The following is a 22,856-nucleotide window of genomic DNA, read 5'->3' on the forward strand; positions in this document are numbered from 1 at the left end:
GAGGACGTCGCGTGGTGCTCCGTCAGCCCAGGCGGCCGGCCCTCCGGCCCGGCGCGCTACTCCCGTTGTCGCGAGATCACCGCACGCTGCAGCAGCACGAAGATCAGCAGGATCCCACCGGTGATGATGGTGGTGGCCTCCGGCGGGATGCCGCCGTCGCGAGTGATCAGCACGTTCATCAGGCCCAGCACGAGCGCACCCACCACGGAGCCGAGCACGTAGCCGAAGCCGCCGGTGAGCAGGGTGCCGCCGATCACCGCGGCAGCGATCGCATCCAGCTCCCAGCCGATCCCGGTGATGTTCTGGGCGGAGCCGAGCCGGGCGGTGTACACGACGGCGGCGATGCCCGCGAGGGTGCCGCTGGCCACATAGATGAACAGCTTCGTGCGCACCACCGCGAGCCCCATCAGGGAGGCGGACTGCTCGGAGCCGCCGATCGCGTACACCGTCCGGCCGGTGCGCGTGCGGTGCAGGATGATGAATGCCGCGACCACCACGAGCAGCGCGATGAACACGCCGGGCGAGATCACGAGGTCGTTGACCTTCGGTCCGTCGATGATCTTGATCTTCTCGCCCAGCAGCAGGATCCCGGAGTCCTCCTCGAGCCGCACCGGCACGGTGGAGAGCATCGAGGCCAGGCCTCTGCCCAGGAACATCATCGCGAGGGTCGCGATGAAGGGCTGGACGTTGAAGTACTGGATCAGCACTCCGGAGATGAGCCCGATCACGGAACCGATCAGGATCATGGCGAGGATGACCAGCCAGGCGTTCCAGCCCGCACCGGCGAGCATCACGCCGCACACGGAGGACAGCGCGATGATCGCGCCCACCGAGAGGTCGATGCCGCCGCTGATGATCACGAAAGTCAGGCCCACGGCCAGGATGATCAGGTGGGCGTTGTTGATGAACAGGTTCGAGATCGTGCTGAGCTGGAAGATGCGCCCGTAGGCGAACTCGCCGTAGACGAGCATCAGCACGAAGATCACCAGGGCGGCCACGGTGGGCAGCGAATCAGCGCGGGAGAGCAGCTGCTGGCGGAGCCGCTCCAGGCGCGAGGCGGTGGGCGCGGCGGGCGGGGTCGTGATAGCGGCGCTCATGCTGCGACAGCCTCCTTCGGTGCGTCGGATGTGGTGGGGGCGGCCTGCGAGCGTCGGGCCTGGAACAGTGCCCGGACCCGCTCGGACTGCAGCAGGCAGAGAGCGATGATGACGATGGCCTTGAACGCCGGGGTCGCCGAGGACGAGATCCCCAGGAACACGACGGTCTTGTCGAGGGTCGCGATGAGCAGGGCGCCGATCGCCGCGCCGGTGATGTTGAACTTCCCTCCGGCGAGCGAGGTGCCGCCGATGACGACGGCGAGGATCGCATCCATCTCCAGCTGGTAGCCGGTGTTGGACACATCCACCACCATCACGCTTGCGGTGGAGAAGATGCCCGCGACAGCGGCCAGCGCGCCGGAGGCGATGTAGACGGCGAACAGCAGCCCGCGCCGGTTCACGCCGGCCAGGCGAGCCGCCCGCGGGTCCATCCCGATCGCCTCGATCATCAGGCCCAGGGCGCTGCGGCGCACCAGCAGCCCGACCGCGATCACGATGAGGACCGCGAGGACGAACACCACCGGGATGCCGAAGACGTAACCGTTGGCCAGCCAGCGGAACGTCTCGTTGCTCGCCGCAGTGTTCTGGCCACCGGTGATGACCTTTGCGAGTCCACGACCGGCGAGCATCATCACGAGCGTCGAGATGAACGGCTGCAGGCCGACGACGGAGATCAGGACCGCGTTCACGGCGCCGAGCACCGCGCCGAGCAGCAGAGCCAGTCCCAGGGCGGCGAAGGCCGCTCCCGCGGAGCTGCCCGCAGAGGACAGCAGCTCCATGGACACGGCCCCGGCCACCGCCATCAGGGAACCGACGGACAGGTCGATGCCCGCGGTGGCGATGACCAGGCACATGCCCACCGAGATCATCGCGATCGGTGCGGCGGCGCGCAGGATGTCGATGACGTTGCCGACCAGGCTGCCGGTGGAGTCGTTGTAGCTGATCGCCAGGTAGCCGGGATCCTTGATGCTGTTGACCGCCAGCAGCAGGGCGATCGCGATGATGCCCCAGAAGTACGGACGGCGGATCAGGGCCATCAGCGCCGAAGCGCGATGGGTGCTGTCGTTGCTCATGAGCTGGCTCCTGTTTCTGCGGGCTGAGTGCTGCCGGGTTCCGGAGCGGAGCCTCCGGCGATCGTGGAGATGATGGAGTCGCTGGTGATGGCCTCGCCCGCCGTGAGCTCGGCCAGCTTCCGGCGGTCCTTCATCACCACGATCCGGTCGCTGAGGCGCGCCACCTCCTCGAGCTCCGAGGAGATGAACACGACCGCGACTCCGTCGTCGGCCAGAGCGATCACCTCTTCCATGATCTCGGTCTTGGCACCGATGTCGATCCCGCGGGTCGGCTCGTCCAGGATCAGCACCTCCGGCTGGGTCGCGAGCCAGCGGCCCAGCAGGACCTTCTGCTGATTGCCGCCGGAGAGGTTGCTGATCGGCCGGTCCGGATCGGCGGGGCGCACGTTGAGTGCGGCCATGTACTTCTCGACGAGCGCGTTCTTCTCCTGAGCCGGCAGCGGACGGGCCCATCCTCGCCTCGCCTGCACCGCGAGGATGAGGTTCTCGCGCACGCTGAGGTCACGGATGATCCCCTCGTCGCGCCGGTTCTCGCTCGCGTAGGCGATGTGCGAGGCCAGGGCTTGCGAGGGGGAGGAGATCTGGGAATCCGCGCCCTTGAGGCGCACGGTGCCGGATTCGGGCTTGTCGGCCCCGTAGATGAGGCGGGCCAGCTCGGTGCGGCCGCTGCCGAGGAGGCCGGCGATGCCGAGGACCTCGCCGGCATGCAGCGTGAGGTCCGTGGGCTCGAGGCTCCCCTTCCGGCTGAGGCCTTCCGCGCTGTACACGGGCTCACCGCTGCGGTCCACCTCCCGGCGGGCGCTCGCCCGCTCGAGCGAGTCCAGCGCCCCCAGCTCCTTGCCCACCATCGTGGCGATCAGAGTCGACTGGTCGATGTCGGCCGTCATGAACTCGCCCTGGAAGGTGCCATTGCGCAGCACGGTCATCCGGTCGCTGATCGCGTAGATCTGGTCCAGGAAGTGGGAGACGAACAGGATCGCCACCCCCTCGTCGCGCAGGGCCCGGATCACCGTGAACAGGTTCTCCACCTCATTGGCGTCGAGGCTGGAGGTCGGCTCGTCGAGGATCAGCACCTTCGAGTCGGTCACGGTGGCGCGGCTGATCGCGACCAGCTGCTGCAAGGCGATCGACAGCGAGGACAGCGGCAGGCGCGGGTTCAGCGCGCCCAATCCCACCTTCTGGAGCACCTGGGAGGCCCGCCGGTGCGTGGCTCCCCAGTTGATGCCGAGCGGACCGCGGGTCTCGTGGCCGAGCATCACGTTCTCGCCGATCGAGAGGTTGGTGCACAGGTTCACCTCCTGGTACACGGTCGAGATGCCGGCGGCCTGGGCGTCGGCCGTGCCGCCGAGCCTGCGGGGGCTTCCGGCGACGACGACCTCGCCCTCGTCGATCGTGTACACGCCCGTGAGCGCCTTGATCAGCGTCGATTTCCCGGCGCCGTTCTCCCCCATGAGCGCGTGGACCTCGCCGGGGAAGAGGCGGAAGTCCACGCGGTCCAGCGCTTTGACCCCCGGGAAGGAGATTGAGATGCCGTTCATCTCGACTATCGGTGATGCGGGCATCAGGTGCCACTCCGTTCAGTCTTCAAGCTGTGCTGCAGGGTGCAGGTTCCGCCGGGGTGAGGCCTGGCGGGGCGGCGCCAGGCGAGGCTCGGTCCCGCCGGGGCCCGGGTCGGGAGCTCAGCTCGCCGGCCCGGGCTGCGCATCCTGCGCAGGTCGGGGCTCAGTACTTGCGGTCGGGCAGTGCCTCGGTGGCCGCCTCGGGCGAGTCGAACGTGGTGCTCTCGATCTGGATGTAGGACTCGACCTCCCCGCCGTCCAGCACCGTGTTCACCGCGTCGAGGGCCTGATCGCCGAACAGCGGGTTGTACTCGGCGACGAAGGAGAGCGTTCCCTCCGCGAGTGCCTCCAGCGCGGCCTGGGTGCCGTCGATCGTGGCGATCTTGACGTCCTCGCCCGGGGTGAGGCCGGCCTCCTGGACTGCCTGCGCGGCGCCCAGGCCCATCTCGTCATTCTGGGCGAAGACGAGCTGGACGTCGTTGCCGTTCGACTTCAGCACCGTCTCGAAGACGCTCTTGGCCTCCTCGGTGGACCAGTTCGCGGTCTGGGAGCCGAGATCGGTGAACGTCGACTCCCCCTCCATCGCCTGGTTCCAGCCCTCGTTGCGCTCGTTGACGACGGAGACGCCGGCGGGGCCCTCGAGCACGAAGTACTTCGCGCCGTCGGGGAAGGTGGACTTCGCCCACTCCGCCACAGCGGTGGAGACCGCGACGTTGTCCGGTGCGAGACGGGTCGCATAGAGGTCCGTGTCGTCGGGCTCGATGCCGCGGTCGATGAGGATGACCGGGATCTCCGCCTCCTGGGCGCGGTTGAGCGACTCCTCCCAGCCGGAGCCCTCGGTGGCCGAGAGCAGGATCAGGTCGACGCCCTCGTCGATGAACGAGGTGAACGCATCGATCTGCGACTTCTGGTCGAGGCTGGTGGCCGGGGCGTACTTCAGCGTGAAGCCGGCCTCCTCGGTGAAGGTGTCCTGGATGTTCTGCTCATTGGCCTGGCGCCAGGCGCCCTCAGGGCCCACGGCGACGAAGCCGATGGTCACCGGGTCGCCGGAGGCAGCGCCTCCGCCGGAGCCGGAATCGCCCGACGAGCAGGCGGCGAGGGCGGCGGCGACGAGGCCGGCGGCGCTCGCTCCGAGGATGGTGCGGCGTGTGGGATTCATGGATCTCCTCCTTGAGATGGCGATGTCAGCGGGAACTCAGCCCGGGACAGCGATGTCGAGCGACTGCGAGCGGGGCGGCGGGCCGCCGCGCCGTGTTCCTAGGATGTTACCGGGAACATGAAAGAGCGCAAGGCCTCTCGTTGTCACGAACCGGTCACGGCGCGGAGCCGCCGTCAGGGCCGCTCGCCGCGGATGAGGGGCGGCAGCTCGTCGTCCTCGTCGGGCGCGGCGATCATCTCGATGATCGTCTCCACACTGAGGCCGGGGCCGTTGCTGACCTCGCCGATCTTCATGCGGTCCTTCATCACCACGATCCGATCGCTCAGCCGCAGCAGCTCCTCGAGGTCCGAGGAGATGATCACCACCGCCACCCGGTTCGCGGCCAGGCGCGCCACCAGCGACTGAATCTCCACGCGCGAGCGCATGTCGATGCCCTTCGTCGGCTCATCCAGCACGATGATCCGCGGGCGGGTGGCGAGCCAGCGGGCCAGCATCACCTTCTGCTGGTTCCCTCCGGAGAGCTGCTCGATCGGAGTGCTCGGATCGGACGGGCTGATCCCGAGCTCCTCGATGAAGCTGCCGACGAGCTCGTCGCGCTCGGCGCGAGACATCGGACGAGCCCACCCGCGCCGCGACTGCAGCGCGACCACGATGTTCTCGCGAACACTCAGCCCCGCGATCACGCCTTCGCCGAGACGGTCCTCGCTCGCCATCGCGATGTGATGGCGCAGCGCCGCGGCGGGGGAGCGGAAGGAGACGGCGCGCCCGTCGATCACACAGCTGCCGGAGTCCGCGACCGCACCGCCGGTGAGCAGGCGTGCGAGCTCGGTGCGTCCCGAGCCCCGCAGCCCGGCGATCCCCACGACCTCGCCGCGGTGCAGGTCGAGATCCGTCGGCGCCAGCACTTCCCGCTGGCCCAGCTGCCGGGCGCTGAAGAACGGTGGACCCGCCGGATCGGCCCTGTGCTCCCGGCGGAGCGAACCGATCCGGCGCAGCTCGGTCAGGTCCCGGCCGATCATCAACGAGATCAGCTCGGAGCGCTCCACCTGCCGGGCGGGGAACTCGGCGACCTTCGTGCCCGAGCGCAGGACGGTGAGCCGGTCGCTGATCGCCAGGACCTGCTCGAGGAAATGGGAGGCGAAGACCATCGCCACCCCGCGCTCACGCAATCGGCGCAGCACGAGGAAGAGCTTCTCGACCTCCACCCGGTCCAGGCTCGAGGTGGGCTCATCGAGCAGCAGCACGCGGGGGTCGTCGGCCATGGCGCGGGCGATGGCGACCAGCTGGGCCGTCGCCGGGGAGAGCGAGCGCAGCGCCCGGCGCGTGTCCACCTCACCGAGGCCGAGCTCGTCCAGCAGCCGGTGCGCCTGGAAGTGCAGCTCTTTCCACCGGATGCCGAATCGGCCGCGCGGTTCGTGGCCCAGCATCACGTTCTCCCCGATGCTCAGGTGCGGCGCCACGGGGACGTCCTGCAGCACGGCCCTGATGCCTGCCGATTGCGCGTCGGCGGGCGAGGAGAAGCGCAGGGGCCTGCCATCGAGCCGGATGCTGCCCGAGGTCGGCGAGATGACGCCTGCCAACGTGTTGATCAGCGTGGACTTCCCGGCGCCGTTCTCACCCATCAGCGCATGGATCTCTCCGCGGCGGAGTGTCAGGTCCACCCCGTCCAGGGCCCGTAACGGGCCGTGGTCCACGGTGATCCCAGCCATCTCCACCGTGGGCACTGCTTCCGGGGTGGCACGGCTCGTGCTCATGGCGTGGCTCTCGGCTTCGCGGTGGAGAGGCGGACGATGAGCTCGGGCGGGATCTTCGTGCGCTGCGGGATCTCGCTGCCCTCGATCGCGGCCAGGAGCACGTCCACGACGGTGGCGCCGAGCGTCTCGAAGGGCTGCCGTACCGTGGTCAGCGGAGGGATGGAGTGCCGGGAGAAGGGTGCATCGTCGAAGCCGACGACGCTGAGATCGTCCGGCACGCTCAGGCCGCGATCGTGCAGGCCGTGCACGATCCCGAGCGCCACCTCGTCATTGGCGGCGACGATGGCCGTGTACTCGGGAAGACGCTCGAGGCCGACGGCGAAGTCGTAGCCGAAATCCGCGGACCAGTCGCCCGCGATGATCGGCCGCTCCCGCATGCCCCAGGACCTGGTGCGGGTGCGGAACGCACGCTCCCGGGCGCGGGCATCGAGCCAGTCCATCGGGCCGGAGACGTAGAGGATGTCCCGATGCCCGAGGGCCGCCAGATGGTCCACCACCATGGTCACGCCCAGCTGCTGGTCCACACAGACCCGCAGCAGCTCCGCCTCACGTTCGGGCTTGACCACGAGCACGGGCATGTCGAGGGAGGCCGCCCGCACCGCCGCCACGGACGCCGAGCGGGGAGTGACCAGGCACAGGGCGTCGATGCCGAGTGCGAGGAGCTGCTGGAAGGCGCGGTTCGGATCCGAAGCCTCGTCCTCGTCGAGGGCTATCGAGCTCACCGAGTAGCCGCGCCGGCGAGCCGCCCGGTGGATCGCCCGCAGCGCGCTCGCCGGACCGAACTCCATCTCCGTCTCCACGACCGCGCCGATGCGCAGCGTGCGCTGCAGGGCGAGGGCCCGGGCGGCGATGTTGCGGTGGTATCCGAGCTGCTCGACGGCGAGGAGCACCTTGTCGCGGGTGCTCTCTTTGATGCTCGCATGACCGTTGAGCACGCGCGAGACGGTCATGTGGGAGACGCCGGCGGTCTCGGCGACCTGGCGCATGCTCGGTCGCTCCGAGGCGGACCGTGTGCCCATGTCCCTCCGTCGTGGTCGTGGTGCTCAGCCGAGGTGCCGAGCACTGCACATCATGCCGGATCGATCCGATGGCACGGCGCGATCGTTCGCGCCGAGCGTCCTTGGGTGGTCGCGCAGTCAGGCTGCTCGAGGCGCGCCGTGGATGGTCCCGACGCATGGGCGCCGCGGCCGCCGAGTGAGGAGTCCTTCACGTTCTGCCGTTCTCCAGGCAGGTGAGGAGCTGACTCAGGGTGCGAGACGCCGCACCGGCATGCTAAGCATCGATCATGTTCACCTCACGCCCCCTGCGCACCACTGCGGCCGTCGCCGCACTCATCCTCTCCCTCGCCGCCTGTGGCGCCTCGCAGGATGAGAGCCCGACCGCGAGCAGCGACGGCGGTGGCGCCGAGGCCACCGCACCCGCGCAGGAATCGCAGCCGGAGCCGAGCGACGGGGGCGCCGAGGATACGGGCGCCGAGGGCACGGACACCGAGAGCGACCCCGCCGGGCAGGAGTCCGAGGAGTCCGCGGACACGTCGGAGGACTCTGATTCGCCGGCAGCGGGCCAGGAGGCCGGCACCCTGACGATCACCCTGGACGGCGAGGAGACCACCTTCACGCCGGAGATCGTGCGCTGCAACGGTGAGCCCGGCACCATCCGCAACGCCATCATCACCATGAAGGACGACGAGCTCCCGTTGGTCAAGGTGACCCCCGGCGAGTTCGCCATGGTGAAGCTCGATGACCGCGGTGAGCCGGAGAAGAGCTCCTCGCTGGAGGGCATCAGCGCCGAGGACGGTCAGATCTCCTTCGACAACGCGACGATCGGCGGCGCCACTGTCGACGGCACCGTGCAGTGCCTGCAGGGCGACGACGACTGACCGTCCACCGTGGGGACGACCGTTCCCCGCGGCCCGTGATCCTCATAGACTTCCCGGGTGACCAGCGACGCGAACAGACCTGAGTCTTCCCTCGAGCCTGCCGGGAGGATGCTGATCCCGCTGGAGGATCGGTGTCGGGATCGGGAGGATCGATGCCGGCGGTGGGTGAGCGTCGGCGCTGCCATGGCTGGAGCCTCCCGGCACCGTGCGTTCTGGGACACTGTGGGAGAGCGCTGCCCGGACCGTGGGACAGCCCCGAGGACGCGAGGTCGACAATGCCCATGCAGTACCGCACCCCTGGCCGCCTGAACCGCCCGCTGTCCGTGATCGGGCAGGGCTGCTGGCAGATCGGCGCCGACTGGGGAGAGGTCACTGATGACTCCGCGCGCGCCGTGCTCGCCGCGGCGCTCGAGGCCGGAGTGACCTTCTTCGACACCGCCGACGTCTACGGCGACGGCCGCAGCGAACGCCTGGTCGGCCAGATGCGGGAGGCCGCCGTCGACGGGGGAGCGGAGGTGCCGTTCATCGCCACCAAGGCCTCCCGCCGCGCCGACCCCTTCGCCCCGGAATCCTTCACCGAAGAGAACCTGCGCGCGTGGGTCGAGCGTTCGCGGGCGAACCTCGGCATGGACACCCTGGATCTCGTGCAGTTGCACTGCCCGCCGCCCGCGATCTACCGCGAGGATCGCGTCTTCGACGTGCTCGACGCGCTCGCCGAGGAGAAGAAGATCGCCGCCTGGGGCGTGAGCGTCGAGACCTGCCAGGAGGCGCTGATCAGCCTCGAGCGCGAGCACCTCGCCTCGATCCAGATCATCCTGAACCCCTTCCGCCTCAAGCCCCTGGACGAGGTGGTGCCCACGGCCGACGCGAAGGGCGTGGCGATCATCGCCCGCGTGCCGCTCGCCTCCGGACTGCTCACCGGCAAGTTCTCGCCCAGCAGCCAGTTCGCCGCCGACGACCACCGTAGCTTCAACCGTCACGGCGAGGCCTTCGACCAGGGCGAGACCTTCTCCGGCGTGGACTACGAGACGGGCCTCGCCGCCGTGGCCCGCCTCGAGGAGGCGCTCGACGGGGCGATGCCGCTGGCCGAGGCGAGCCTGCGCTGGATCCTCGCCCAGCAGGGCGTCACCGCCGCGATCCCCGGCGCCAGCAGCGGAGAGCAGGCCCGCCGCAACGCCGCCGCCGGCAGCGTCCCCACTCCGGAGCAGGCCGAGGTGCTCGGCCGCTTCGATGCCGCTGTGCGCGAGACCTACGACGAGCTGCTGCGCGAGGCGATCCACCCCCGCTGGTGAGCCGCAGGCGCGGGGCCGACGGAACCCACCCGTCGGCCCCGCGCCTCCGCGCCTCGCTCGACCCCGCGCCCCGCCGCATCCTCGACCGTCACCGCCGACACGTTCTCAGGAGCACCCCATGACCCGGCCCAACATCGTGTTCATCATGTCCGACGACCACGCGGCGCACTCGATCTCGGCGTACGGCAGCCGGGTCAACACCACCCCGCACGTGGACCGCCTCGCCGTCGAGGGCGCGCGGATGGACGCGGTGTACTGCACCAACGCCATCTGCACCCCCTCGCGCGCCTCGATCCTCACCGGCACCTACAGCCACATCAACCGCGCCCCCTCGATCTACTCCGAGTTCGACTACCGGGTGCGCACCTTCCCCGAGGTGCTGCAGGACTGCGGGTATCAGACGGCGCTGTACGGAAAGTGGCATCTGGGGCACTCCGAGATCTCCCGACCCCGCGGCTTCGACGACTGGCGGATCTATCCCGACCAGGGTGCCTATGTGGACCCGGTGATGAGCGGACCCGACGGCGAGGAGACGATCGACGGCTACGCGACCGACATCGTCACCCAGCAGAGCCTCGGCTTCCTCGAGCGCCGCGACCCGGAGAAGCCCTTCTGCCTGCTGGTCCACCACAAGGCCCCGCACCGGCCCTGGATCCCTCACCCCCGCTACGGCGACCTCTACCAGGTGGGCACCATCCCCGAGCCGGACACGATGGAGGATGACCACGCCACCCGCGCCCAGGTGGTGCGCGAGGTGGCCATGCAGCTCGACGACCTCCGGCCCACCGATTACAAGGACGAGCTGCCGCCCGAGCTCGAGGGGGACACCGAGGACGCGCGGCGCGCCCGATCGTCGTGGAAGTACCAGCGCTACATGCGCGACTACCTGCGCTGCGTGCAGGCGGTCGATGACTCGGTGGGGGAGATCCTCAGCTGGCTCGAGGTGAACGAGCTCGACGAGAACACGCTCGTCATCTACACCTCCGACCAGGGCTTCTTCCTCGGTGACCACGGCTGGTTCGACAAGCGCCTGATGCTCGACGAGTCCCTGACCATGCCGATGCTGGTGCGCTGGCCCGCGCAGGTCCCGGCGGGCTCGCGCGTCACCGACACCATCTCCAACGTGGACTTCGCCGCGACCCTGCTCGAAGTGGCTGGCTGCTCCATCGGGGACCTCCCGGACCAGCAGGGCAGGAGCTTCCTGGCCCAGCTGCGCGGTGAGAGCGTCGAGGACTGGCGCCAGGCCGTCTACTACCGCTACTGGGAGCACGACGACCCCGAGCACCACGCCCCCGCCCACTATGGCGTGCGCACCCCCACCCACAAGTACATCCGCTACTACAACGACGGGCTCGGCACACCGGGCTCCTCGGACCGCATCATGCCGGTCGAGGACGAGCTGTACGACCTGGTCGCCGATCCCCGCGAGATGACCAACGTCGTTCACGACATTGCGTATACGCAAATCCTCGAACAGATGCAGACCCTCACCGCCCAGCTCCAGGCCGAGTACGGCGACGCCCCCTACGAGGGCCCGGACACCCCGCGCCTGGAGTGGCCGACGGTCTGACCCCGCACGGCATCCGGCACCGGCTCGCCGAGCATCGCTGCGCTCGCCGACCGTCCGCCGTGCTCGCTGAGCATCCGCTGCGCTCGCCGGAGTGGTGGCGCGCGCCGAGCGCTCACTCCGCGGCGGCGGGCGCCGGCACCCGGCGGTGACCTCGGGTCGCGATGTGGAGGACGTCCACGAAGTCCTCGACGACCGGCGAGGGTTCGGGCCCGGTGACCACGCCGATGGTCCGGTGCGCCTCGGGATGGTCGATCGGCAGTTCGACGACGTCCGTCGCGTGGGTGACGGCGCTCGGCGGCAGGACGGTCACGCCCACCCCTGCGGCGGCGAGCCCCTGGGCGACCCGGTAGTCGTCGACCTCGAAAGCGGTCTCGGGCAGTCCGCCGACGTCCGCGAGCAGGCGGACGATCGAATCGTGCAGCCCGTAGCCGGCGCCGAGGATCACCAGCTCGTGGGCGCGGAGGTCCTCGGGGGTGAGCGGGCGCTGGAGCCTCGCGATCGGGTGCTGGGTCGACGCCAGGGCGACCAGCGGCTCGTCGAAGAGCACCGACATCTGACCGCCGGGGACGTTCTCCGGCTCCGCCAGCAGGGCGAGATCCGCGGAGCCGTCCCGCACCGCCTCGAGGGTCTCCCGTCGAGAGCCGTGGCTGAGCTGGAACCGGGTGGTGCGCCGGAAGGTGCGGAAGTGCGCGATCGCGCGCGGGAGGTAGCTCTCGCCGAGCGCCGCCTGATAGCTGATCGAGATCAGGGCGTTCTCGGTACCGGCTTGGCGGCGCGCCGCGATCAGGCCGTTCTCGAGCAGGGCGAGGGCCTCGGTGCCCGCCTCGGCGAGATGGCGCCCGGCATCGGTGAGCACGACGGACCGTCCCTGCCGCGCGGTCAGGCGCACCCCGGCGTGCTCCGCCAATCGGGCCACGGCGCGGCTCGCAGAGGGCTGCTGCATCCCCAGCTCCTGCGCGGCCTCGGAGATCGTTCCGGTGCGGGCGAGCTCGACCAGGACGGGGAGGTCCGGCAGGAGGCGACGGGTGTCGGACTGATTCATGCCTGCAGTGTATGTGAGTGTGGCAATACTGCATTAGTCATGCGCGACGGGATTGCATAGCATGCCGATATGCCTTCTTCGCCTGCGCCGAGCGCTGCGGCCAGCGCGTCCGATGCGCCGGTCGCTGCCTCGCACTCCGCCAGTTCCGGCTCCGCCAGTTCCCGCTCCACCCCTTCCGTCCCCACCGCGGCGGAATCATCGCGCGGCTCGGGTCAGCCCGGGGTCTCCACGCGCCGGCTCGCCCTGGTCCTGCTGCTCGCGGGCTTCGCCAGCTTCGCCGAGCTCTACGCCGTCCAAGGCCTGCTCCCCAGCCTCGCCGCCGACTTCGGCATCAGCGCCGCCGACACTGCCTGGATCGTCTCCGCCGGCACGATCGGTGTCGCGATCGGCGTGTTCCCCTGGGCCTGGGCGGCCGGACGCATCGGCCGGCTGCAGGCGCTGCGCATCGCCACGATCGTGGGCGTGCTGCTGATGCTCGTCTCCACTCTCGCGCCGACGCTCGAGCTGATGCTGGTGGGCCGGCTCCTGGCCGGAGTGTTCCTGGGCGGGGTGCCGGTGCTCGCGGTGCCCTATGTCTACGACCTGCTCAGCGGCCGCCGCGCCGCCGTCGCCCTGGCCACCTATATCTCCGGCACCACCATCGGCGGGGCCGGCGGCCGGCTGCTGGCCGGACCGCTCGGCGAATGGCTGGGCTGGGAGAGTGCGCTGATGGCGATCAGCGGGCTCAGCCTGCTGTGCGCGATCCTGTTCGCGGTGCTCGCCCCGGTGCCTGCGACCGGCTCGGCCCTCGTTCCCGCTGCCAGCTCGAGCGCACCGTCGGGCGGGTTCGCGGCGCGCACCGGCATCCGTGCTGCACGCACCAGCCAGTGGTCGCGTATCAAGGCTGCGCTCGCCCAACCGCATCTGCGCCGACTGGACCTGCAGGGGCTCCTGCTCACCGGGGTGATGGTGAGCTTCTACAGCCTCATCGGGTTCCGGCTCGCCGCTGAGCCGTTCCACCTCTCGCCCACCTGGACCGCGTTCGTGTTCCTGGCCTACTTCGCCGGGACGTTCAGCTCCCGCCTGGCCGGCACCTGGTTGCCCCGCTTCGGCTTCGTGCGCACCGACCTGGTGGCGCTCGCCCTGACCGCCGTGGGCCTCGGCCTCACCCTCATCCCGCACCTGGTCGCGGTCGTCGCCGGGGTCGTGATCTTCACCGCCGGGTTCTTCATGGCGCACTCCGCCGCGGTCACGACCGTGGGCGCGACCAGCTCGCCCGCGTCACGCAGCCAGGCCAGCGCGTTGTACACGCTGTGCTTCTACCTCGGCAGCGGCGTGGTCGGCGGATTTGTCGCGCTGGCCTACGACTTCTCCGGCTGGGCGGTGCTGATCGGCGTGATGCTGCTGATCATCGCGTTCGCGGGGATCAGTGCGGCGACGACCACGGTGCCGCGCCCCGCGTTCCTTCGCGCCTCCATGGACGTCCCGGGCGCGGCGGCGGAAGGCCAGCCCGCGACGCGCGAGCCCGATTCCCACCTGCCCGATTCGCGCCGAGCCGACTCACGTCAGCTCGAATCGCGTCAGCCCGCCTCTTCCTGAGGCTGGGCCTCGAGCGCGGCGCGCAGATGCGCGGCCAGCAGCTCACCAGAATGCAGGATGTGCGAGCGCACCGCGGTCCGGGCCGCCTCTGGGTCGCGCGCCTGCAGCGCCTCGATGATCGCGTCGTGCTCGGGGCGGGTGGTCTCGGGTCAGCCGCGCAGCGCGCTGAACTGGAGCAGCAGCACCACGATCCCGATGAGCACGGGGACGCTCACGAACATGAGGCTGACCTTCTCCAGTCCCATCAGATCCCCCTCCTGCGCTGGATCCCCCTTCTGCGACGGCTGCTCAGACGGCCGCTTCCGCGTCCTGATCCGCGGTGATGTCGTGCTCAATCGAGCCCAACAGGTGGCCGCCGCCGATCGGTTCGCTGACCCAGTCCTCGAGCGTCCATCCCTGATCGGGATGGCCGGTGAGGGTGACCATGCCGGTGTTGAACAGCGGCCGGTCGTGGCGGGTCGCGGCGCCGAGCTCGCCCACCACCGAGGCGAACACGCGGATCGCCGCGCCGTGGCTGACCACCGCGACGGTCGCATCCTCGGCGTAGAGCCCGGCGATGTGGCGCAGCGCGCGGGTGTAGCGGGCCAGGAAGTCATGCCCCGTCTCCCCGCCGGGGAGGGAGCCGTCGAGCTCGCCCCCGCTCCACCGCGCCTGGTTCTGCTGGTAGGCCTCGACTGCAGCCTCATCCCGCCGCATCTCGAAGTCTCCGGCGACGATCTCCTCGAGCCCCTCGGTGAGCCGCGGGCTCATCTCCAGCGCTGCGGCGAGCGGTGCAGCGGTTTCATGGGTGCGCAGCAGTCGAGAGACATGCAGGCCCTGGATCGTCTCGTGCTGGAGGGCGCCGGGCACGGCCTGTGCCTGCGCGCGGCCGAGGGCGGTCAGCCCGGGCCCGGGATAGTCCGCATCGAGGATCCCCTCGACGTTGCTGGGGGTCTGGCCATGACGGATCAGGAGAAGTCGCATGGTTTTCACCGTACGCGATCACCTGGCCGGTTCCATAGACGCCAGGTGAACAACTGGTGCGCAGGTCACAGCCATGGGAGCGATCCCACTCGGGTGCCGATGATCGGTCCGTCGGTCCGTCGGTCCGTCGGTCCGTCGGCCCGTCGGCCCGTCGATCGGTCGGTCTGTCGGGCGGCCCGTCGGCACCGAGCGCACCACGTGCGCTCAGCGGCGCCGGCGCCTTTCGTGCCGAGAGACGAGCACGATCGCGACCGTCGGCACCAGCAGCCCCCAGATCCCCAGCGCGACAGCTGCCACCGAGATGATCACCCACGCCGGCCTGGACTGCTCCGGGGGCCCGCCCGGCTCACCGGGCTGGGGGATGGGCTGATCGGTGAGGTCCGCGGGATCGCCCAGCAGCTCGGTGAGCCGCTCCGGGTCATCGGGGCCGCCGTCCGCCGGCAGAGCGCACCAGGTGCTGCTGTACGAGCCGTCCTCCCCGGAAGCCCAGACCAGCAGGCTCGTGCCCGCCTCGATCCTGCCCAGTCCGCAAGAGGCGACCCACTCATGGGTGGTGAACTCGATGGTGCGGGACTCCTCGCCCTTCCACACCGTGTCGACCACCGCGAAGTAGGTGACCTCGCCCTCGACGTCCTCGATCTCGCTCTCGATCGTGATGTCCGCGATCAGATCGGCATTCGCAGCGGCTTCCTCGAAGGTCAGCTCCATGCAGTCGCAGGCATACGCCGAGGGTGCGCCCACCAGGACCAGCATCAGCAGGCCGGCGAGCATCACGAGCAGCCGCGAGCTGCGACGAGTTGCGGTGGTGTGCATCACGCCAGGATAGTGTCGAGCTGTCGCCGGCACCTGCTTTGTGGAAGGAGCGCACCATGCGCCGCAGCATCGTCAACGATCCCGAGGGCCTGGTCCCCGAGGCCCTCGAAGGTCTCGTGCTCAGCCACCCCCTCATGCTCGCCCTCGACGCGGAGCACCGCTTCGTCACCCGCCGCCAGCCCGCCACCGACAAGGTGGGCCTGGTCTCCGGCGGCGGCTCCGGTCATGAGCCCCTGCACGCCGGCTTCGTGGGCACCGGGATGCTCGACGTCGCGGTCGCCGGCGCCGTCTTCGCCAGCCCCACTGCCCTGCAGGTCCTCGAAGCCACCAAGGCGGCCGACGCAGGCCGCGGCGTGGTCCAGATCGTCAAGAACTACACCGGGGACGTGCTGAACTTCCGCATTGCGGGCGAGATCAGCGGCGATGACGCAGTGGAGACCGAGATGGTGCTGGTCGACGACGACCTCGCCACCGACACCGGTGACGAGGACGGCCCCGGCCGCCGCGGCACCGCCGCGACCGTGATCGTCGAGAAGCTGTGCGGCGCCGCCGCCGAAGCCGGGGCAGACCTCGCCGAGGTCGCCGCGATCGGTCGCCGCGCCGCCTCCCGCGCCCGCACCATGAGCCTCGCCCTCTCCGCCGGCACCCACCCCGGGGACGCCGAGCCCCAGTTCACCCTCGGTGACGATGAGGTCGAGCTCGGCGTGGGCATCCACGGCGAACGCGGCCGCGGCCGGGTCGCCTTCCGTGACGCCGACGGGCTCGTCGACCTGCTGCTCCAGCCGCTGCGTGAGGAGCTGGACCTCCACCGCGGCGACGAGGTGCTCGCGATCGTCAACGGCCTCGGCGGCACCTACCCGCTCGAGCTGCAGCTCGCCGCCCGCTCCCTGCACCACCATCTGGCCGACGCGGGAGTGTCGATCGGACGCTCCCTGGTCGGCTCCTATGTCACCAGCCTGGACATGCACGGCATCTCGATCACCCTGATGCCGCTGGACGATGAGCAGAGCCGGCTGTGGGACGCTTCTGTGCGCACCCCGGCCCTGACCTGGTAAGGAACCATCCAATGAACGATCAGACCCCTCCCCGAACTCTTCCGGACAGCTTCGGCCGTGCGTTCGTCCTGACCCTGCGCGAGGCCCTCGTGGGCTCCGCGGACGAGCTCGGCGACCTCGACCGCCGCGCCGGCGACGGCGACTTCGGCACCAACGTCCGCACCGCGATGAAGCACCTCGACCAGAACCTCGAGACCGACGAACCCGGCAGCTACCGCGAATGGTTGACCGCCCTATACATGGCATGGCTCGGCGTGGGCGGCACCAGCGGGCCCCTCTTCGGCATGTTCTTCCGCGACCTCGCCAAGGCGGGAGAGGAGGCGGACGCCGCCGTGCCCACCATCACCCAGTTCGCCCACGCGCTCGCCGCCGGCCAGGCCACCGTGCAGAAGTACGGCGAGGCGAAGGTGGGCGACAAGACGATGATCGACTCGCTCGACCCGGCCGTCACCGCCCTGCGCACCGCCCTCGAGGCCGATGCGGAGACCACCGCCGTCGAGGCCCTGTTCGCGGCGGAGGATGCCGCAGTCACCGCGGCCACCGCCACGGCGCAGACCATCGCGCGTCGAGGCCGTGCCAGCTACGTCGGCGACGCCTCCCAGGGCGTCATCGACCCCGGCGCCGCAGCCATGGCCCTGGTGATCAGCTCCGCCCGCGCCGGGGCCGACGGCTCCGGCGTCGCCAACATCGGCTGGATCGCCTGACCGGCAGCTGACGGGAGCGGGGCTCGCAGCTGCGGTGGCTGGGCGGTGGTGGCCGGGCGGCATCAGGGGCGGAGGGGCCGGAGAGGCGGCGTCAGAGGCGAATGACGTCGGCCATCTTCCCGGTGCGGGAGGACTCGTACGCCGCGAGGATCACGCCGAGCACGCTGACGCCCTCGACCTCGGTGTTGAGCGGGCGCTCGCCGGTGAGCAGGCAGTCCACGAAGTGCGCGATCTCGGCAGCGAAGGTCTCCACTTCCTCGTGCTCGAAGACCTGCTCCTCCTCGCCGCGCACCTGCACCCGCAGGGTCGAGCCGTCGGAGCTGAGCGAACCCTTCTCGCCCACCACCGAGAAGCGGTCCGTGCCCGGCGCCGCCTGGTATGCCCAGGAAGTCACCATCTGGCCCACCGCGCCGTTCTCGAAGCGCACCAGCACCTGCGCCGAGTCCTCACCCTCCATGAACTTCAGGCGATGCGTGGACAGCATCGCGAAAGCACTGGTGGGGACCGCTCCGGCCAGGTGCAGCATCAGGTAGGTGGGGTGGTAGCCGGTGTCGATCAGCTCGCCGCCGCCGGAGGTCGCAGCGTTCGCGCGCCAGCCCATCGAATCGGGATCGAAGTCGTTGAAGAACGAGTCGGTGGTGCGCACCTCGTACACCTCGCCCAGCGTGCCGGCATCGAGGATCTCCTTGGCCTTGGCGACGGCCGGCATGAACAGCTGGTTGTGCGCGCACATCAGCGTCACGCCCGCCTTCTGCACCGCCTCGCTGACCTCCTTCGCCTCCTCGGGGGTGAGGCACAGCGGCTTCTCGCACAGGATGTGCTTGCCCGCCGCGGCGGCCGCGAGGATCGCCGGGGTGTGGAGGTGGTGGGGCAGGCAGATGTCGATCGCGTCGACGTTCTCGTCCTTCACCAGCTCCAGGAAGTCGGTGTAGCCCTTCGCGCCGGTCTCAGCCTCGCGCCGGGCGAGCGCCTCGGGGTCGACGTCGGCGATGGCGGTGACCTTCGCACGGTCGGAGACGGTCGCGTAGGCGTTCAGGTGAGCGGTGGCGATGCCGCCGCCGCCCAGGATTCCGATGCGGACGGGGGAGGGGACGGTCGTGCTCATGGGGAGCTCCTCGAGGAGAGTGGTCGTCAGGGGTGCGCGGTCGTCAGGTCGTGGGGCGCTGTGGTGTGAACTCGTGGGGGTGCTGCTGGTCTGAGTCAGTGCGGGCGGCTCAGGCGGCCGCGGCGTTCGCGGCGACCACGAGGGCAGTGAGGGCCTGGGCCCGGTCGAGGTTCTCGGCCGTGTCCTGGCCGGAGCGGATCGCGCGGGCCCACTGCGCGAACGGGTTCTCGGCATCGCCCGGGACGTCGACGGGGACGGGCCCCTCGCCGGTGTCGACGCTGGTGCTGGCGTCGGCCCCGAGCCCGTGCTGGAACGAGCCCCTCGTGCCCTGCACCTCGATCGAGAAGGGGCTCGTGGGAGTGACGAACCCGGTCTCGATCACTCCGATCGCGCCATCGGTGCTGGTCACGACGACCACGGCGTTGTCCTCCACGCCGCGGCCGGTCATGTCCGTGTAGGTCGCCGAACGGACCTGCACCTCGCTGCCCAGGATCAGTTGGGTCAGATACACGGGATGCGCGGCGAGGTCGCTGAACGCTCCGCCGATCGCACCGGCCGGATCGTAGAAGCGCGCCGGCAGCCAGTCCCCGGTGGACCCGTCGTGGGCCAGCCGCACCCGCGAGTAGGTCAGGCGCCCGAGCCGCCCCTCCTCGAGCACCCGGCGCAGCGCGAGCGCATAGCCGTGGGCCAGGCGGGGCAGGGAGACGGTCAGCCGCAGCTCCGCCTCGCGTGCCGCGGCGATCAGCTGCTCGCCTTCGGCGACGGTGGGGGCCAGCAGCTTCTCGGTGAACACGTGCTTGCCCGCCGCGAGCGCGCGGCCGATGATCTCGCGGTGCGCGCTGGTGGCGGTGGTGACGGTGACCCCGTCGAGATCTTCCCTGGCCAGCAGCGCGTCGAGATCCGAGACGAACTCGACCCCGAGCGCCGTGGCCAGGGACCGGCCCCGCTCGGCGTCCTCGTCCCAGACGGCGACCAGCTCGGTGCCGGGATGCTGCTGCGCGTCCCGGGCGTACTCCTCGGCGTGGACGTGCCAGGCCGAGAGGGCGGCAATCCGCAGAGGCTGGGAAGGCGGGGCCGAGGACGGCAGGGGAGCAGACGGGCGGGAAGCAGACGGAGGCGGGGCGGAAGAACGGGGAGCGGAGGGACGGGGTGCAGACATGGTCCTCACAGATTCGTCGGTGGAGATGCGGCATGCCCGCCGATCGCACCCTCGCTCGGGAGGGTCAGAGCGGGATCCCTGCACTGTTCGTGACGTAGGTTACTCACCTCCCCGCGGCGAGACGGATGGAGCAGCCCGGACGGGGCCGACGCGGCCAGCCGGCTGGGGCCGACGCGGCACCCCTGGCAGGGCCCGACGCAGAATCCGGACAGGGCTGATGCGGCACCTCCGGACGGGGCCGACGCAGCAGCAGCGACACGGACCGCCTCTCCTCCCGGGGCAGCACGCTGATAAGTTCACTCACCGTGCCTGACCTCGCTGCCCTGATCCCCACCATGAGTCCTGCTGCCTGGGCGCTGGTGGCACTCGGCGCCCTGATCGTCGGCTTCTCCAAGACCGCACTGCCCGGTGCCGGCACCCTCGCGGTGGGCCTGTTCGCCTTCGCCATGCCCGCCAAGGAATCCACCGCTGCGCTGCTCCTCCTGCTGATCGTCGGCGATATGACCGCGCTGTGGGTGTACCGGCGCGAACCGGACTGGCGCACCCTGATCAGGCTGCTGCCCAGCGCCATGGTCGGAGTGGTGATCGGTGCGTTCTACTTCGCCCGGGTCGACGGGGACGGGGTGCGCCTGACCATCGGCATCATCCTGCTGGTGCTGATGATCGTCACCGTGAGCCGTCGCGTGCTCGCTCAGCGCCGCGAGGCCGCCGGTACCGCCGCGGGCAAGGAGCTGCCGCCCACCCGCGCCGCCGCGGCCGGGTCACAGCCCGGTACCGCCGCGGCCGTGCAGGGCATCGGCTACGGCCTGCTCGGCGGCTTCACCACCATGGTCGCCAACGCCGCTGGGCCCGTGATGTCCCTGTACTTCTACGCGATGCGGATGCCGGTGCTGACCTTCCTCGGCACCTCTGCCTGGTACTTCGCGATCGTGAACCTCTTCAAGGTGCCGTTCTCCGCGGGGCTGGGCCTGATCAGCCGGGACACCCTCGTGATGGACGCGATGCTGATCCCCGTGGTGCTGATCGGCGCCTACGCCGGCGCGAAGGTGGCCCGTCGGATCCCCCAGAAGGTGTTCGAGAACCTGATCCTGGTGCTCACCGTCGTCGCCGCGCTGGGCCTGCTGCTGGTCTGACGACTCTCTCGGCAGCGCACACCCGGGAGGCTCAGCCCACGTGGAAGCCCTGCGCCTGGACGTCCTCGGGGGTGCCGGCGTAGATGATCTCCCGTACCTCGACCGTCGTCGGCGCGGCGCCCCCCACCCCGAGGTCGGCCGTCCACACCTTGCCACTGGGGTCGAAGTAGTAGCTCGCGGTCGAGATGTCCAGCAGCAGGGCGGCGTTCTCGCCGCAGTACAGCCAGCTCTGTCGCCCGGCATGATGATCGATGCCGTCGCGGGCGACGGGGGTGCAGGTGGTGCCGTCGGCCAGGATCACCATCAGCGGCAGCGGGGCCTCGGGGGACGGCGCCGTGAACCCGTCGATCGCGGGGGAGTGGATGCGCACGGCCGTCTTCTCCAGCGGGTCCCGCACGCACAGCGCCTCATCGCCGGCCACCTGCTTGCAGGCGATCAGCAGATCCTCCTCTGCGCCGCAGCCGAAGTAGTTCTCGCCCAGCACCCAGCGGGAGATCTGCGGGGCCCGGTCGGCGCAGGCATCCCCCTCGAGCTCCTCGATCTGCCAGCTCTGATCAGGCCAGACCCCGGTGATCGTGGTGGCCGTGAGCGGCGCCCCCTCCCCGCTGCCATCGACGTGCGCCCCGGGCTCGCCCTCGGAGGGGACCGGGGCATCGGCATCGACCGAGGGCACCTGGTGACCCGGGAGGTCGCTGCCGGCGCTCGGGGGCTCGGGAGGTTCGGGCTCCGGCGGGGGAGCGGCGCCGCTGCACGCCGCCAGCACCAGGGCGAGCAGGAGCGCGCTGAGCAGGGCGAGTGGTCGGCGGTGAGCAGCCATGGAGAGTGAGTGTCCGTTCCAGCAGGGGGACGACGGCCCATTCCGCCCGCCCCGGAGCTCTGCCGCTCAGCATAGGCCGACGGTCCCCCGGAGGGAACGGCTCATCGCCCCGGATCCGACACGCCCCGCCCCTCCTCTGGCGCCTTCCGGACCGTGCCCGTCCAGTCGCGCAGGGAGGCGATCACCTCGAGCAGCTCGGGCGGGTCGATCACCTCGATCGGGGCGCCGATCCACGCCAGGTACATCGCCACCCAGTGCAGCTCATCGGCGCCCGCGCGGAGGATGCAGGCATCCGGCCCGTCGGCCGTGACCGTTCCGGACCTCGCCGGGACGTGCGGCGCGACCTGCTCGTACGGGGCCAGGATCCGCACCGTCGTCGACCTCGGATACCCGCCCACGGTGATCGACTCCCGCACCACCGCCTCGATATCCGGGGTCGCTCGCGGGGTGATGGCGAAGGTCGAGGTGTGCACCGCGTGCATGCGGTCCAGCCGGAAGGTGCGCCAGTCCTCGCGGTCCAGGTCCCAGGCGAAGAGGTACCACCGCCCTTCCATGGACAGCACCCGGTGCGGTTCGAGCCGGCGCTCGGCGCGCTCGCCGTCGGCCCGCTCGTAGTCCACCCGCACCCGCACCCCGTCCCGCACCGCGGTGGCCAGGGTCATCAGCACCTCGGAGCGGATACCGGCGGCTGGCCGGGTGATCACCCCCATCGCCTCGCTGATCGCGCCCACCTCCGCCCGCACCGGCGCCGGGAGGATCCGGTCCAGGGCGGCGAGGGCCCGGAGTGCTTCCTCGTCCAGGCCGTCCACCCCGGAGGACGCCGCCAGTCGCAGTCCCACCGCCACCGCGACCGCTTCGCTCGAGCTCAGCAGCAGGGGCGGCAGCGCTCGGCCCGCGCCGAGCTGGTAGCCGCCGCCGTGCCCGGCCGAGGTGAGCACCGGATAGCCCAGCTCCCGCAGCCGATCCACATCGCGCCGCACCGTCCGCGTGGTCACGGCCATCTCCGCGGCGAGCTCCGGCCCGGTCCACACCGATCTCGACTGCAGCAGGGCCAGCAGTCGCAGCGCCCTCGTGGTCACATCGCTCATGCACACAGCATGACTG

The 22,856-nt window shown here is 70.4% G+C and carries 20 protein-coding genes and 1 pseudogene; 7 read left to right on the plus strand and 14 right to left on the minus strand.

Translation table 11 applies throughout. The annotated features are described in order from the left end of the window. Positions 1 to 56: 56 nt before the first annotated feature. The 6 genes from ABD893_RS02960 to ABD893_RS02985 all read right to left on the minus strand — a co-directional run bounded on the left by ABD893_RS02960 (position 57) and on the right by ABD893_RS02985 (position 7,661). A complete protein-coding gene (locus ABD893_RS02960) occupies positions 57 to 1,097 on the minus strand; it encodes an ABC transporter permease (RefSeq protein WP_345076036.1) in 1,041 nt (346 codons plus the stop codon). Further along, a complete protein-coding gene (locus ABD893_RS02965) occupies positions 1,094 to 2,170 on the minus strand; it encodes an ABC transporter permease (protein WP_345076037.1) in 1,077 nt (358 codons plus the stop codon). The genes ABD893_RS02960 and ABD893_RS02965 overlap by 4 nt, the downstream gene beginning before the upstream one ends. Next, positions 2,167 to 3,708: a sugar ABC transporter ATP-binding protein gene (locus tag ABD893_RS02970; protein ID WP_345076038.1), complete on the minus strand. Its 1,542-nt coding sequence runs from the start codon at positions 3,706 to 3,708 to the stop codon at positions 2,167 to 2,169. The genes ABD893_RS02965 and ABD893_RS02970 overlap by 4 nt, the downstream gene beginning before the upstream one ends. Before the next feature lie 184 nt (positions 3,709 to 3,892). After that, entirely contained in the window at positions 3,893 to 4,888 is a 996-nt protein-coding gene (locus tag ABD893_RS02975) for an ABC transporter substrate-binding protein (protein ID WP_345076039.1), read from the minus strand. A 173-nt stretch (positions 4,889 to 5,061) separates the two neighbouring features. Further along, positions 5,062 to 6,642, minus strand: a complete 1,581-nt coding sequence (locus tag ABD893_RS02980) for a sugar ABC transporter ATP-binding protein (protein WP_345076040.1) — start codon at positions 6,640 to 6,642, stop codon at positions 5,062 to 5,064. Beyond that, positions 6,639 to 7,661 carry a LacI family DNA-binding transcriptional regulator gene (locus ABD893_RS02985; protein ID WP_345076041.1) on the minus strand — a complete coding sequence of 341 codons (1,023 nt, stop codon included), beginning with the start codon at positions 7,659 to 7,661 and terminating at the stop codon, positions 6,639 to 6,641. The genes ABD893_RS02980 and ABD893_RS02985 overlap by 4 nt, the downstream gene beginning before the upstream one ends. A gap of 266 nt (positions 7,662 to 7,927) precedes the next feature. Between ABD893_RS02985 and ABD893_RS02990 the strand changes: the two genes are divergently transcribed. From ABD893_RS02990 to ABD893_RS03000, 3 genes are all read left to right on the plus strand, one after another. After that, the gene (locus tag ABD893_RS02990; RefSeq protein WP_345076042.1) at positions 7,928 to 8,521 is read left to right on the plus strand and encodes a hypothetical protein; all 594 of its coding nucleotides are present in this window, start codon (positions 7,928 to 7,930) and stop codon (positions 8,519 to 8,521) included. A gap of 281 nt (positions 8,522 to 8,802) precedes the next feature. Continuing rightward, entirely contained in the window at positions 8,803 to 9,813 is a 1,011-nt protein-coding gene (locus tag ABD893_RS02995; RefSeq protein ID WP_345076043.1) for an aldo/keto reductase, read from the plus strand. Positions 9,814 to 9,931: 118 nt separating this feature from the next. Beyond that, the gene (locus tag ABD893_RS03000) at positions 9,932 to 11,383 is read left to right on the plus strand and encodes a sulfatase family protein (protein WP_345076044.1); all 1,452 of its coding nucleotides are present in this window, start codon (positions 9,932 to 9,934) and stop codon (positions 11,381 to 11,383) included. 112 nt (positions 11,384 to 11,495) lie between these two features. Here the strand turns inward: ABD893_RS03000 and ABD893_RS03005 are convergent, their stop codons facing one another. Further along, complete coding sequence (locus ABD893_RS03005) at positions 11,496 to 12,425, minus strand: LysR family transcriptional regulator (RefSeq protein ID WP_345076046.1); 930 nt, start codon at positions 12,423 to 12,425, stop codon at positions 11,496 to 11,498. Between the two features lie 69 nt (positions 12,426 to 12,494). Here ABD893_RS03005 and ABD893_RS03010 point away from each other — a divergent pair, with 69 nt between their 5' ends. After that, positions 12,495 to 14,003 carry an MFS transporter gene (locus tag ABD893_RS03010; protein WP_345076047.1) on the plus strand — a complete coding sequence of 503 codons (1,509 nt, stop codon included), beginning with the start codon at positions 12,495 to 12,497 and terminating at the stop codon, positions 14,001 to 14,003. Here the strand turns inward: ABD893_RS03010 and ABD893_RS17075 are convergent. From ABD893_RS17075 to ABD893_RS03020, 3 genes and pseudogenes are all read right to left on the minus strand, one after another. Continuing rightward, positions 13,985 to 14,131, minus strand: a pseudogene (locus ABD893_RS17075) (hypothetical protein); the annotation flags it as partial. The gene ABD893_RS03010 and the pseudogene ABD893_RS17075 sit on opposite strands and share 19 nt — an antisense overlap. Positions 14,132 to 14,291: 160 nt before the next feature. Further along, positions 14,292 to 14,966: a histidine phosphatase family protein gene (locus tag ABD893_RS03015; protein ID WP_345076048.1), complete on the minus strand. Its 675-nt coding sequence runs from the start codon at positions 14,964 to 14,966 to the stop codon at positions 14,292 to 14,294. A 204-nt stretch (positions 14,967 to 15,170) separates the two neighbouring features. Further along, positions 15,171 to 15,779, minus strand: a complete 609-nt coding sequence (locus ABD893_RS03020; protein WP_345076049.1) for a hypothetical protein — start codon at positions 15,777 to 15,779, stop codon at positions 15,171 to 15,173. A gap of 56 nt (positions 15,780 to 15,835) precedes the next feature. Here ABD893_RS03020 and ABD893_RS03025 point away from each other — a divergent pair, with 56 nt between their 5' ends. Both ABD893_RS03025 and dhaL read left to right on the plus strand, forming a co-directional pair. Beyond that, a complete protein-coding gene (locus tag ABD893_RS03025) occupies positions 15,836 to 16,834 on the plus strand; it encodes a dihydroxyacetone kinase subunit DhaK (protein WP_345076050.1) in 999 nt (332 codons plus the stop codon). A gap of 11 nt (positions 16,835 to 16,845) precedes the next feature. Beyond that, on the plus strand, positions 16,846 to 17,538 hold the full coding sequence (dhaL, locus tag ABD893_RS03030) for a dihydroxyacetone kinase subunit DhaL (RefSeq protein WP_345076051.1): 693 nt from the start codon (positions 16,846 to 16,848) through the stop codon (positions 17,536 to 17,538). 91 nt (positions 17,539 to 17,629) lie between these two features. Here the strand turns inward: dhaL and ABD893_RS03035 are convergent, their stop codons facing one another. Beyond that, positions 17,630 to 18,643 (minus strand): Gfo/Idh/MocA family protein, encoded by a 1,014-nt coding sequence (locus tag ABD893_RS03035; RefSeq protein ID WP_345076052.1) that lies wholly within the window; start codon positions 18,641 to 18,643, stop codon positions 17,630 to 17,632. A gap of 109 nt (positions 18,644 to 18,752) precedes the next feature. Then, positions 18,753 to 19,802, minus strand: a complete 1,050-nt coding sequence (locus ABD893_RS03040; protein ID WP_345076053.1) for a Gfo/Idh/MocA family oxidoreductase — start codon at positions 19,800 to 19,802, stop codon at positions 18,753 to 18,755. A 305-nt stretch (positions 19,803 to 20,107) separates the two neighbouring features. On the opposite strand from ABD893_RS03040, the gene ABD893_RS03045 reads away from it, so the two are divergent. Then, entirely contained in the window at positions 20,108 to 20,935 is an 828-nt protein-coding gene (locus ABD893_RS03045) for a sulfite exporter TauE/SafE family protein (RefSeq protein WP_345076054.1), read from the plus strand. Positions 20,936 to 20,966: 31 nt separating this feature from the next. On the opposite strand, the gene ABD893_RS03050 is transcribed toward ABD893_RS03045, so the two are convergent. Next, positions 20,967 to 21,752 (minus strand): hypothetical protein, encoded by a 786-nt coding sequence (locus ABD893_RS03050; RefSeq protein WP_345076055.1) that lies wholly within the window; start codon positions 21,750 to 21,752, stop codon positions 20,967 to 20,969. Positions 21,753 to 21,853: 101 nt separating this feature from the next. Next, a complete protein-coding gene (locus tag ABD893_RS03055; protein ID WP_345076056.1) occupies positions 21,854 to 22,840 on the minus strand; it encodes a helix-turn-helix transcriptional regulator in 987 nt (328 codons plus the stop codon). Positions 22,841 to 22,856 lie beyond the last annotated feature (16 nt).

The sequence above is a fragment of the Brachybacterium paraconglomeratum genome, assembly GCF_039541415.1.
Lineage (GTDB): Bacteria > Actinomycetota > Actinomycetes > Actinomycetales > Dermabacteraceae > Brachybacterium > Brachybacterium paraconglomeratum_A.